The organism is Natronolimnobius sp. AArcel1 (assembly GCF_011043775.1).
In the GTDB taxonomy this organism is placed as follows: Archaea; Halobacteriota; Halobacteria; order Halobacteriales; family Natrialbaceae; genus Natronolimnobius.
Genome location: NZ_JAAKXY010000001.1, coordinates 443288 through 455090 on the forward strand (window position 1 = coordinate 443288; position 11803 = coordinate 455090).

Annotated in this window: 10 protein-coding genes; 5 read left to right on the forward strand and 5 right to left on the reverse strand. The window is 60.5% G+C overall.

Going from position 1 to position 11803, the window contains the following annotated elements; genetic code table 11:
• Positions 1-4 precede the first annotated feature (4 nt).
• Together glpB and glpA are read right to left on the reverse strand one after the other, a co-directional pair.
• Positions 5-1408: a glycerol-3-phosphate dehydrogenase subunit GlpB gene (gene glpB / locus G6M89_RS02080; RefSeq protein ID WP_165160136.1), complete on the reverse strand. Its 1404-nt coding sequence runs from the start codon at positions 1406-1408 to the stop codon at positions 5-7.
• Between the two features lies 1 nt (position 1409).
• Entirely contained in the window at positions 1410-3101 is a 1692-nt protein-coding gene (glpA, locus tag G6M89_RS02085) for an anaerobic glycerol-3-phosphate dehydrogenase subunit GlpA (protein ID WP_165160137.1), read from the reverse strand.
• 290 nt (positions 3102-3391) lie between these two features.
• Between glpA and glpK the strand changes: the two genes are divergently transcribed.
• From glpK to G6M89_RS02100, 3 genes are all read left to right on the forward strand, one after another.
• Positions 3392-4930, forward strand: a complete 1539-nt coding sequence (gene glpK / locus G6M89_RS02090) for a glycerol kinase GlpK (protein ID WP_165160138.1) — start codon at positions 3392-3394, stop codon at positions 4928-4930.
• A 336-nt stretch (positions 4931-5266) separates the two neighbouring features.
• A complete protein-coding gene (locus G6M89_RS02095; RefSeq protein ID WP_165160139.1) occupies positions 5267-6214 on the forward strand; it encodes a hypothetical protein in 948 nt (315 codons plus the stop codon).
• 110 nt (positions 6215-6324) lie between these two features.
• On the forward strand, positions 6325-7017 hold the full coding sequence (locus G6M89_RS02100) for an HAD-IIB family hydrolase (RefSeq protein WP_165160140.1): 693 nt from the start codon (positions 6325-6327) through the stop codon (positions 7015-7017).
• 21 nt (positions 7018-7038) lie between these two features.
• On the opposite strand, the gene G6M89_RS02105 is transcribed toward G6M89_RS02100, so the two are convergent.
• Positions 7039-8235, reverse strand: coding sequence for an iron-containing alcohol dehydrogenase (locus G6M89_RS02105; protein ID WP_165160141.1), 1197 nt, complete (start codon positions 8233-8235; stop codon positions 7039-7041).
• 128 nt (positions 8236-8363) lie between these two features.
• Between G6M89_RS02105 and G6M89_RS02110 the strand changes: the two genes are divergently transcribed.
• Positions 8364-8654: a hypothetical protein gene (locus tag G6M89_RS02110; protein ID WP_165160142.1), complete on the forward strand. Its 291-nt coding sequence runs from the start codon at positions 8364-8366 to the stop codon at positions 8652-8654.
• Positions 8655-8657: 3 nt separating this feature from the next.
• Here G6M89_RS02110 and G6M89_RS02115 read toward each other — a convergent pair whose 3' ends face one another.
• The gene (locus G6M89_RS02115; RefSeq protein ID WP_165160143.1) at positions 8658-9461 is read right to left on the reverse strand and encodes an AAC(3) family N-acetyltransferase; all 804 of its coding nucleotides are present in this window, start codon (positions 9459-9461) and stop codon (positions 8658-8660) included.
• 283 nt (positions 9462-9744) lie between these two features.
• Between G6M89_RS02115 and twy1 the strand changes: the two genes are divergently transcribed.
• A complete protein-coding gene (twy1, locus tag G6M89_RS02120) occupies positions 9745-10725 on the forward strand; it encodes a 4-demethylwyosine synthase TYW1 (protein ID WP_165160144.1) in 981 nt (326 codons plus the stop codon).
• Between the two features lie 15 nt (positions 10726-10740).
• On the opposite strand, the gene G6M89_RS02125 is transcribed toward twy1, so the two are convergent.
• On the reverse strand, positions 10741-11349 hold the full coding sequence (locus G6M89_RS02125; RefSeq protein ID WP_165160145.1) for a TetR/AcrR family transcriptional regulator: 609 nt from the start codon (positions 11347-11349) through the stop codon (positions 10741-10743).
• Between the last annotated feature and the right edge of the window lie 454 nt (positions 11350-11803).

Genomic DNA, 11803 nt, shown 5'->3' on the forward strand with positions numbered 1-11803 from the left:
GTGCTCATTTGCCTGCCTCCTCGCCAACTTGCGTGCCAGCCTGCTTGCCAGCGACGTAGCCCGTCGCGAGCGAGACACCCGCGCCGGATTTCTCCGCTGCGAAGTCGTAGCCGCCAAGCACCGCACCGGCCGCACGCAGGTTCACAAACTCGAGTGTTCCATCCGCCTGAAGCGGGCGAAGCTCCTGATCGGTCTCGAGGCCAAAGCGGGCGAACGGCTGCTCGCCGAAGGCGTCCTCGACGAACCAGTCGTAACGATCCGTCGCGTGTGGGACATGGCAGTCGAAGATCGGCTCGAAGACGACGCCGGTCGCGTCGGTCTCGGACTCGTCCGCTCGCTCGGAGCGAACGCCCTTTCCGATGAGGCCGCCCGTCGCGAGAACGTACTGCTCAGCGTGGTGGGGAATCATCGTCCCGTTGCGGTCGACGATGACGCGGTCGATCCGCTCGCCGTCGCCGTCATCTGGTGTCTCGCGGTCACTGCCACCATCGGCGGCGACTGCATCGGACGCCGTTTCGCTCGTTGCACTATTGGCCGTCTCGTAGTCGATTACTGGCACACCCGAGGTGACGCGAACACCAGCGTCCCCAAGTGCATCATAGAGCAGGTCCTCGAGTCGCATCCCCGGTAAACTGGGTGGTCCCATTGGAACTTCGAATACGTCGACGCCGAGGGCATCTGCGAGAGAAGCGCGTACTTCGTCCGCGTGCTCGTCGCCCAAAATTGCGGGGAAGCCAACGCGGGATTCGTCCTCGAGATGGGCGTCGACGATTGAGACTAACGCCTCGCGTGCGCCGGTCGTGGATCCACCCATCGAGATCGACTCGTTTCGCTCGAGCAGGTGAGCGTATCGCGTCACCTTCGCGTCGTCTCGCTCGATGCCGGGGAACGAGACGGTGACGCCGCGTGTGTCGAAAGGGACACCTGCCGCCTCGAGATGGGCCGCCGCGAGCGGCGCGTCGAAGTCCGGCAGAGTTTCAAACCCGACGAGTAGCGTATCGCGGTCGTCACTCGCGAGTCCAGCGGCGGTCGCAGCCGGGTAGCGAGCGGTTGGTTTGACCGTCCCGCCGTGGGTCGGCACGAGCGCGTTCGTCTCGGTGTGGCCGCCAGCGTAGGCATCGCCCGCAATGTCGTCGAATAAGTCGAGTGCCTCGCGGACGGCATCGGTGCCGACGCGCTGGTAGGGATGGCTGTCGGGCAGCTCCTCGAGTGCGTCGAACGGGTCGGCAAGCGGCCCCGTTCCATCGGGCGTGTAGCCGAGCACGTCGATCAAGCCGCTGGCGCTGCGTAGCGTGCTCTGTTTGTACGTGACCAGGCGAACCCGGTCGGCATGCTCGGCGGCTGACAGCGCGGCCATCGAGCCGGCGATGCCGCCGCCGATCACGAGCACGTCGTCTTCGATTGCCATCTCAGGCACCTCCGTCGAAGGCCGCGTACTCGAGTGTGCCGTCGTCCGGCTGTCGGTCGTCTGCTTGGTTCGCGGGATCGCGGTCTCGGTTCATCGTCGTCGCATGAAGCGCGTAGTTGAGCATCGCCTGGGAGAGTTGCTGGCCCCACAGGGCGTGGCGTTCACCCTTCCAGCGTTCCTGAAACAGTTCGTCGAGGGCTGCTCGAGTCGTCTCCTCGTCGTAGGTGGGATGGAGTTCGTTCGCCATGTTCTGACAGCAAAAGCCGCCCTGACAGTTGCCCATCGAGGCGCGGGTGCGGATCCGAACCGCGTTCAGGTCTGAGCCCGATTGTTCGATTGCATCCTGTATCTCCGCACGAGTGACGCCCTCGCACTGACAGATGACGGGATTTGGCTCGTCGGTCTCGAGCACGTTCTGTGAGCGACTGCCCAACCGCTGTTTGCTCCGGCGGGCAACGGGCGAGCGCAGGCCGAAATCGTCCATCGCGTCCTCGAGACGGGCGAGGTTCTCGCTTCCGGGCAGTGATTCCTCGGCGGTGGCACACGAGGCCTGTACGCCCAGTTTCCCGCAGACGTGGTCAGCAATCTCTTCACCCATCGCACGGTAGGTCGTAAACTTGCCGCCGACGATGCTTGCCATGCCCGAGACGCCGTCGCGGTCGTCGTGATCCAGTAGGAAGAAATCGCGCGTAATATCTGTCGGGTCCGTCGTCCCGGTCCCCGGCGGCTCGTACAGCGGACGCACGCCCCAGAAGGATCGGATTGTTCGTGACTCCTCGAGAATCGGCACGAGATCCGAGAGCGTGTCGATCATCATATCGACTTCCCAGCGTTCCTCCGGGTAGTCGTCCGGGTCAGCGACTTCCTCGTCCGTGGTGCCTAAAATGGCGGTCGTCTCGTGTGGCACGATAATATCGGCGTCACCTTTCGGCCGGCAGCGGTTGATGACGGTATCGACCTGCCGGACGTTCATGATCGTCATGACGCCCTTCGAGGGTCGAACCTCGACCTCGAGGTCGGCCATTGCGCCGATCTGACCCGCCCACGCGCCGCTTGCGTTGACGACGTACTCGGCGGTAATCTCCTCGGTCGTGCCCGGCGTCGCGTGGGTCCGCTTGCCAGGGCCGGACTCGTGGCGAACCTCGACGCCGTAGATATCATCACCCTCGCGCAGCAAGTCGATGACCTCCGCGTGGGTCTCGATGCGTGCGCCGTGGGCCTCCGCGTCGAGTGCGTTTGCGACGCAGAGGCGGAACGGATCGATTGCGCCGTCGGGAACCTCAATAGCTCGCTTGACATCTTTCGCGAGATAGGGTTCGACCTCGCGCGCCTCGCGTCCCGAGAGCACGCGGGCCGGAATATCGCAATCGCGACAGCCCTCGAGTTTCTCCTCGAAGTACGCGTCTGGATCCTCCGGGCGCTGGACAAACAGCCCACTGGTTTCCTCGACGCAGTGGCCCGCAATATCGCGCAGAATCTCGTTTTCTTCAATACACTCCGTCGCGCTGGCCTGGTCGGAAACTGCGTACCGACCGCCGCTGTGGAGGAGTCCGTGCATTCGGCCGGTCGTTCCGTCCGTCAAATTGCCTCGTTCGACGAGGGTAACCTCGAGGCCGCGCATCGCCAGATCTCTGGCAATACCACAGCCGGTCGACCCGCCGCCAATGACGAGGACGTCGGTGTCCCGTGCCATCCCTTCATTCTCACTAGCGTTGCGGCACCTCTTTATTTTATTGGTGCACCCCATAACGGGCATAACAATCACAAATAGTAGTGCTAGTAGCCGAGAACCTCAACCAACAGAACAACAGGATTTGTCGTCGATTCTGTCCGTATTCCGCGCCTGAACGTCGAGTATGACTGACTAATGTGTGACTCGGTATCACTGGACTCGCACAGCAAATTTTATACTGATTGTCCCTTTTGTTTACTAACGCCACGCAATTAGCAGTAAAGATAATGCGTGATCGCAGGGAGACACTCATGACAGCAAACACCTACGTTGGCGCGATTGATCAGGGAACGACCGGCACGCGATTCATCATCTTCGACCACAGCGGGACGGTCATCGCGAACGCCTACGAAAAGCACGAACAGTACTACCCGGAACCCGGTTGGGTCGAACACGACGCAATGGAGATCTGGGAGAACACCAAAGCCGTCACGACCCAGGCGCTCGGCCAGGCCGGCATCAGCCCCGAGCAACTCGAGGCCATCGGCGTGACCAATCAGCGTGAAACGACGGTGCTGTGGGACGCAGATACCGGCAAACCAGTCCACAACGCCATCGTCTGGCAGGATCGGCGGACAACCGAACGCGTGGAAGAACTCGAGGAAGAGGGCAAAGTCGAGGAGATTCGAGAGAAGACCGGCCTCGAGGCTGACGCTTATTTCGCGGCGACGAAAGCCGAGTGGCTCTTAGAAGAAGGCGACCCGATCAAGATGGAGCGCGCGCGGCCAGCAGACGTTCGCGACCGCGCAGAGGACGGCGACGTGCTCTTTGGCACCATCGATAGCTGGCTGATCTACAACCTTACCGGCGAGCACATCACCGAGGTCACGAACGCCTCGCGAACGATGCTGTACAATATCCACGACCTCGAGTGGGACGACGAGTTACTCGAGGAGTTTTCGATTCCCGAGGCGATGCTCCCTGAGGTTCGGCCCTCGAGCGACGAGGACACCTACGGCACGACCGATCCCGAGGGCTTCCTCGAGGCCGAAATTCCCGTCGCGGGCGCACTCGGCGACCAGCAGGCGGCGCTGTTCGGTCAGACCTGCTTCGATGCTGGCGACGCGAAGAACACCTACGGCACCGGTTCCTTCTTCCTGATGAACACCGGCAACGAGGCCGTCACGTCCGATCACGGCCTGTTGACGACCATCGGTTTCCAACGCTCCGGCGAGGACGTCCAGTACGCCCTCGAGGGCGCGATTTTCGTCACCGGCGCAGCCATCGAGTGGCTCGAGGACGTCGACCTGATCGACGATCCCACTGAAACCGCAGAACTTGCCCGCAGCGTCGACTCGACGGACGGCGTCTACGTCGTCCCGGCCTTTACTGGCCTTGGCGCACCCCACTGGGATCAGCGCGCCCGCGGCACTATCGTCGGGATGACTCGCGGCACTGGTAAGGAACACATCGTTCGAGCGACGCTCGAGTCGATTGCCTACCAGACGCGCGACGTGGCCGAAGCGATGGAGGCCGATTCGGGCATCGAGATGTCCTCGCTGAAAGTCGACGGCGGCGCGGTCAAGAACAACTTCCTCTGTCAGCTCCAGTCTGACATCATCGGCTCGGAGATTGTCCGCCCCATCGTCGACGAGACGACCGCGCTCGGATCGGCCTACGCCGCCGGCCTCGCCGTTGGCTACTGGGATGACCTCGAAGAACTGCGCAACAACTGGCGCGTCGACCGGGAGTTCGAGCCGACGATGAACCGGACTCGTGCCGACCGGAAGTACGACCGTTGGAGCGACGCCGTCGAACGCTCGCGTGGCTGGGCTCAAGAAAATGCATAATTCTGATACTTCCAGACAGACCGACGTGAGGATCGCTCGCTCCGCTGCGGCCGTCGCCGCCGGAGGCGGCCACGAATTCGTGACTGATAGAGAGTATCGTTGCCACCCGCAAAATTTGAAGCCCATCCATCGACACTGCGTGTCGGTTCGTTACGGGAGAAACTATGAACTCCGAGCATAATCCTTATGATTTCGTAGTGACTTCTGTCGGTAGTATGAGGCGCCAGCGAACGTAAATCGCTGTCAACTCGAGAGCAGCTTCAGAACCGGAGAGTGTCCCCCTCGCGAGAGGGATCACACAGCATGTCATAACAGTTTTTATGGACGACTCGAGAGATGGTCACAACTGAACTCAACTTTCAGTCGGCCGAGACGGCTGCTGAGAACCGGTCCGGGCAATCCGAATCGACGATCTACAGCACGACGGTCGGCATCGATACGGAGGTCCGACTCGAGTCTGGAGACTTGCGTCCGGGTTCGACAACGGAATCGATGCTCGACACAGAAGATACGGTTCACATCATCAATAGCAATACGAATTCCCGTCACGTACGCTCCTCGATCGGAACGTGGACCGAAGATGGGAGCGCCCCCAACATCGTGGTCTACTGTTCGACCCAAGCGGATCACCGGCAATCAGTACATGGGACCGTCAAACGGTACGAAACGCCAAATGAACTCGTCGATCAGTTGTTCGACGTTGAGACCGGCGTGACTGCAGGAGATTCGATACTCATCTTCCGGGATCACGCCGCTGCCGATCCGCACCTGCATAGTTTCCAGATCGCTGATCGCCTCGATGACCGACTCACTGCATCCACAACGGACGTGGGACCGAACGACGTGTTCGTGCTGATAGAAACGAAACAGTCGCTCTCGGAACAACTGTACGACTCGCTGGCCGTCGATCGAATCTTCAACCCGCTCCGAACAGAGTTGTCCTTCCTCGAGAACCTCGTACTGCTCCGACACAACGACCTCGTACAGGAGGTAGTCGACCGAAAACTGCTCGAACCGACGACTGCCTACGAGTGGGCTGTTGATGTTGCACACTACTTTCGACACTTCACCATCCATCCGCGTACCGATTCCAACGCGTTCAGTTCTCGGGAACGAGGGCCACGCGAGAGCGGCGTCGAAACGGGTAGCGAACGCGATGACTTCCTGTGGATGACAATCGAGTCGGATTACGTGGAAGGAGAGCTGCCGACCGTTGTCCTGGCAGAACCCGACGACGATTCCGAGGACAAATACGAGTACGCGCTCTCGTTTCTAACACACTGACATCATGGCTGCTCGTTCCTTGCACCGATAGGTTTTCGGACGGATCAGATCGGGACCGAACCGCTGCCGCGAACCGACCGCTTTAGGCGCTCGAGCAACCACTCGAGTGTATGGCCACGGCCGACGATCCGCCGCTCATCCTCGACATCGACGGCACGCTGACTCGCCCCGACGGCTGGGGCATCGATCCGCGCATTTTTGACCCGATCCGCGAGTGGGACGCCCCCGTCGTAATCGCCACCGGGAAGGCCTTTCCCTACCCCGTTGCACTCTGTCACTTCGCGGGCGTGCCGGAATTCGTCGTCGCCGAAAACGGCGGCGTCGTCTACACCGGCGACGACGTCTACTTCACTGCCGACCGCGACGCTGCTCAGGCCGTCGCCGAAGCGTACCGCGCCGCCGGCTACGAGTTGGGCTGGGGCGAGGAAGACACCGTCAACCGCTGGCGCGAAACTGAAATCGCAATCAATCTCGAGCAACCCATCGAACCACTTCGTGAAATCGCCGCCGACTATGGGTTAGACGTGATCGACACCGGCTACGCCTACCACGTCAAAGACGCCGACCCGAACAAGGGCGACGGCGTCGAAGTTATCGCTGACCACGTTGGTTTCGACCTCGAGAACGCGGTCGCTGTCGGCGATTCGATCAACGACGTCTCATCCTTCGCGGTCGCCGGCCGCAGTTTCGCGGTTTCGAACGCCGATCCAGATGCGAAAGCCGCCGCGGATGAAGTACTCGAGGAGCCACACGCTGACGGAACGCTGGCAGTGCTCGATCGCGTTCGGGAACGCCATGAGTGAATAGCACTCGAGTCGGAACCGTCAGTACGCCAGCTCGAAGACGTCGATAATATCTTCTTTGTCCATCCGGCGTGGGTTCCGGTCGATGTTATGCTGGGAGTGCTCGAGTGCAATGTCTGCGAAGGCGTCGAACTGCGACTCGTCGACGTCGGCCTCGAGGTTGCGGATCTGGTTCGGAATGCCGATATCGTCGTTGAGCGCTTTGACCGCGTCGACGCATCGGTGGGCGCGCTCGAGGGTCGTCTCGTCGTCGCGCTCGGGAACGCCAAGCAAGGTTGCAACGTCGGCGAAACGCTCGGGTTCGGCGGGGACGTTGTACTCGATGACGTGGGGCAGGAGGACGGCGTTTGCTAGCCCGTGGCCGAGGCCGCACTCGGTACCAAGCGGGTAGGTGAGCGCGTGGACGGCCCCGAGCCCGGAGTTAACGAACGCCTGGCCGCCGAGCATCGCCGCGAGGCTCATGCCGTAGCGGGCGTCGTCGTTGTGCTCGCCCTGATGGACCGCTTCGCGGAGGTGCTCGCCAGTGAGTTCGATGGCGTGGCGGGCAAGGCCGTCGGTGTAGGGCGTCCGCAGCGTCGAGGTGTAGGCCTCGATGGCGTGGGTGAGTGCGTCCATGCCGGTCGCGGCCGCGACGCCTGGCGGGAGCGAGCGCGTCAGTTCAGGGTCGATGAGTGCCAGATCGGCATAGAGGTGCGTGGAGTAGACGACTTTCTTGTTGCCGTCGTCTTCCCCGTCCGCGAAAACACCGATGTGCGTGACCTCGCTGCCCGTCCCCGCCGTCGTCGGCAGCAAGATGGTTGGTCGGCCGGGACCTGGGACGTTCCCCATCCCGAGCATCTCGCGAACCGGCTCGTCGTGTGCAGCGAGCGCTGAGGCGAGTTTCGCCGTATCGAGACTGCTTCCGCCGCCGATTCCCACCACAGCGTCTGCGCCCGTCTGCTCGAGTTGCGCGGCCGCTGCCTCCGCGAGCGCAAGTTTCGGCTCCGGTTGGACGCCATCGTAAATCGACACCTCGAGGCCCGCATCCTCGAGCGCGTCGATCACTGGGTCGGCTGCGCCGGCCTCGAGAACGCCTTCGTCTGTGACGAGCAGTACTGACTCGAGGCCTTCCGCGGCCGCGTAGCTCTCGAGTTCGGCTGTTGCCCCCATCCCGTAGCGAATGTCGTTCGGACTGCCGACGCTGTTGACGTCGTCGATTGATCCGATCCCATCGAACATGCCGGAATAGACAGCGAACACCCTCAAAAACGTTGACGTTCATCCCTCGAGTTACTACGGAGTTACCGCGTGGCGATGGAGTCGGGCGCTCACAGAACGCTTTTGCGCGGGCAGGCGTATCGTCAGGTATGGACCTCACAGCAGTCCTCGTCGGCATCTTCGGTGTGGTGGTGTCGGCTGGACTCATTGGCTGGACCTACCGGGACGCGACGCGACGAGAGGTCTCGCGCCCGATTCTCTGGGCAACGCTTTCCGGCGGCGCCTTCGCCCTCGGTGTTGGTCTCTATCTGTTCGCGACGGTGCCAACGACCGGCGTCATCATGACCGCAAACACTGGGATTGTCCTCTATACGTTCGAACGCGAGGTCTCGAGCGAATCCGACGAGGCTGCAGAACCGGGCGAACTACCCCACAAATAGCCACTACTGGACCAGATAGTACGGATCCGCCTCGAGTTTCGGCTCGAGGAACTGTGCGAGGTCGTTGGTCCGAAACGCCATTACAGTGAGTCCGTTGAGCGAGTGATGCTCAAGGACGCCGGCCGCTTTGGCGTCTTCGCGGATCTTTTCGCGGTTCCAGTAATAGACGTACTCGTTCTTATCGAAACTCGTCTGGGTAATCTGTTCGCGTTCGCCGTCGGCGTAGCGGATTTCGCCGGTCGTATCGGCGAGTTCGGCGTAGGGTGGATTCGAGGCCATCTCGATGTAGTGCAGTTGCGTACTGATTAACCACGGCGTACCGACGTTCACCACGAGCACGTTGTCCGCATCGAGTTTCGCGAAACAACCGTCCGCGCCGAACGTCTTGTGATGGTCGCAATCGTCAAAGCGGTATGAGCCATGGACCAGAATCGAGTGGATTGCATCGTCCGTTCGGTACTGTGCATCCTTGAGAAAACAGCGCGAGAACGCGCCGATTTGGGGGACCGATTCGCGTTTGTCGTACACGCCAGTATCGCGAAACGAGGGAGTGAACCCCGGCACAAGCACCGATTCAAACTGCGAGGTGAGCGTATCAAACAGGAACTCGTAGGGGTCCGTCTCGAACGCATCCGAAACATCGCTCAGCCCTGCGTGAACGAACACGACATCCTCGTCGTACTGGGAGAGTACCTGTTCGAACAGCGCGGGATCGACTGACCCAACCGTCTCGGTCTCGGTTTTCTTTTTGACGTAGTACTTCCCGGTACACCACAGCGTCCGTGGAAGATGACCAAGCTCCGTCATCGTCCACGCAGGTGCGGTCTGCTTGCCCGCATTACGACGTGCCCCGGTGTCTGTACCCTACCTGATCGATTTCGTTTCTCGTGTCCTGTCTGATACACGGACTGATCACGCGCTTGGATAGCGAGGTTGTCAACCATTGTTAGTCGGCGTCTGTCACGGTCTACAGGCGACCTGACGGCAGGTACGCACCGGCTACACTGTCGAAACCGGTGCCTGCGCGCACTCGCCGACCACGGGCGCTCGAACGTGGAGGTTTTTGTCGTCGGGGGCTAGTCACCCGCTAATGAGCGATTCTGACGCAGGGCCGAATCAGGTTGATTCGCCTGACTACCACAGCGAGAACCACACGGCCGCCCAGACCTGTGGCTGGACGGCCAACGCACTCCGAGGCGAAGGACGGTGTTACAAAAACATCTGGTACGGCATCGAGTCACACCGCTGCATCCAGATGACACCAGTCGTCAAGTGCAACGAACGCTGCGTCTTCTGCTGGCGCGACCACCGAGGCCACGCCTACGAACTGGACGACGTCGAGTGGGACGACCCCGACGCCGTCGCCGACGCCTCCCTCGAGTTACAGAAGAAACTGCTCTCTGGCTTTGGCGGCAACGATGAGGTCCCCCGCGAACGCTTCGAGGAGGCCATGGAGCCACGTCACGTTGCCATCTCACTCGACGGTGAACCGACGCTCTACCCGTATCTCCCCGAACTACTCGAGGCGTTCCACGAGCGCGATATCACGACCTTTCTCGTCTCGAACGGCACGAACCCGGATGTGCTCCGAGAGTGCAATCCCACCCAGCTGTATGTCAGCGTCGACGCCCCCGAGCGCCACACGTTCGATCAGGTCGTCAAAGCCGTCGATGACGACGCCTGGGACCGCCTGCTCGAGACGATGGCTGTCCTGCGAGAGAAAGATGACACCCGAACCGTCCTGCGGACGACGCTCGTCAACGGCGAGAACATGCACCACCCCGACTGGTACGCCGGCTTCTACGACCTAGCCGATCCCGATTTCATCGAACTCAAAGCGTACATGCACGTCGGCCACTCTCGAGGCCGTCTCGACCGCTCATCGATGCCTGACCACGAGGAGGTCATGGCGTTCGCAGAGGCAGTTGGGGAGTACATGCCCGAGTTTAGCGAGGTCAAAGGTGTGCCGCCGTCTCGCGTCGCGCTCCTGTCGAAGACCGACGATACGTGGGTGCCCAAATTGAAGAAGGACAGCGAGTTCTGGGCGCGCGATCCGGTCACCGGCGACTGAGTTGGCAAACACCGATCAGCCGGAGTCGTCGAACAGGCCGTCAACAATCGTATCGATCAACTCGTCTCTGATTTCAGGATACCCGGGTGACGTCTCTCGAGAGTGCACATCTTTGTATCGAGTACTGAAAGCGAGGGTTCGAAAGAACTCGTTGACGACTGTCGGATCGTCGTATTTGAACGTCTCTAGCTCGACCCACTCGTCCGTTGCCACAAAGACGTTCTCGAACTCGGCGGAGACCTCCCGTCGTTTTTCTTCCGACAACTGTGTTTGGAGCGTCCTGACCTCGTCTTCGATGATGAGGTTCTTTATAATCGGATTCGACTCCACTTCCTCGAACGACTGTGTGAGCGCGACGCGAACCTGTTCGCGCGGGTCAGATTCAGCCGTAATTTTCCCCTCGAGTTCCGTTGTGAATCGATCGATTTCTCTGTAGAGGACTTCCGTGTAGAGGTGTTCCTTCGAATCGAAAAACCGATAGAATGTACTCGTTCCGATATCGACTTCCTCGGTGATGTCTTTGATGCGAGTTCGCTCTAACCCGAACTGGATAAATAACGCTCGGCCCGACTCGATCAGGTCGGCTCTAATTCGTTCCCGTTCATCGTCGCTGAATCCCTTCATTTACTTGTGGTTGGTGTCGTTGCGTGGTGGTCGTAAATCAATGCGTCCCTTCGGAGTGGGGGCACAACGGTCGTCGACGCTGACTCGAACTAGCGCCGGCGGATATCGGCGTCCATTCCGGGACGGTTGCACTCGATCCATCTCCAGTTGATACTGCCTGACAAAACGAGTTACAGAGTTTCGACCGCCCATTCGGTCGAAACTCTTCACTGACTGTTGTCCAGTAGTATGAGCGGCTACACTCGAGCGTCCCACCAGAGCACCTCGAGTTCCTGCTATCCGTTCCCTACCCCATTGTGGCCGGTCGATTGGCATCTGTTCTCGTGCCTCAATAGAAACTCATGAATAGAAACCTTTTTTATTTTTCTATTCACAGTCTGGTGTATGACGATCGTAGTCGCTAACCCAAATTTTACGAGAGAAACGGCTGACACGACGAGTGGTGAATCACTGA

Coding starts and splice junctions, on each gene's coding strand:
- G6M89_RS02110 (WP_165160142.1), top strand. CDS start 8,364: ATGGACCTCACAGCAGTCCTCGTCGGCATCTTCGGTGTGGTGGTGTCG.
- twy1 (WP_165160144.1), top strand. CDS start 9,745: ATGAGCGATTCTGACGCAGGGCCGAATCAGGTTGATTCGCCTGACTAC.
- G6M89_RS02095 (WP_165160139.1), top strand. CDS start 5,267: ATGGTCACAACTGAACTCAACTTTCAGTCGGCCGAGACGGCTGCTGAG.
- glpK (WP_165160138.1), top strand. CDS start 3,392: ATGACAGCAAACACCTACGTTGGCGCGATTGATCAGGGAACGACCGGC.
- glpB (WP_165160136.1), bottom strand. CDS start 1,408: ATGGCAATCGAAGACGACGTGCTCGTGATCGGCGGCGGCATCGCCGGC.
- glpA (WP_165160137.1), bottom strand. CDS start 3,101: ATGGCACGGGACACCGACGTCCTCGTCATTGGCGGCGGGTCGACCGGC.
- G6M89_RS02115 (WP_165160143.1), bottom strand. CDS start 9,461: ATGACGGAGCTTGGTCATCTTCCACGGACGCTGTGGTGTACCGGGAAG.
- G6M89_RS02105 (WP_165160141.1), bottom strand. CDS start 8,235: ATGTTCGATGGGATCGGATCAATCGACGACGTCAACAGCGTCGGCAGT.
- G6M89_RS02125 (WP_165160145.1), bottom strand. CDS start 11,349: ATGAAGGGATTCAGCGACGATGAACGGGAACGAATTAGAGCCGACCTG.
- G6M89_RS02100 (WP_165160140.1), top strand. CDS start 6,325: ATGGCCACGGCCGACGATCCGCCGCTCATCCTCGACATCGACGGCACG.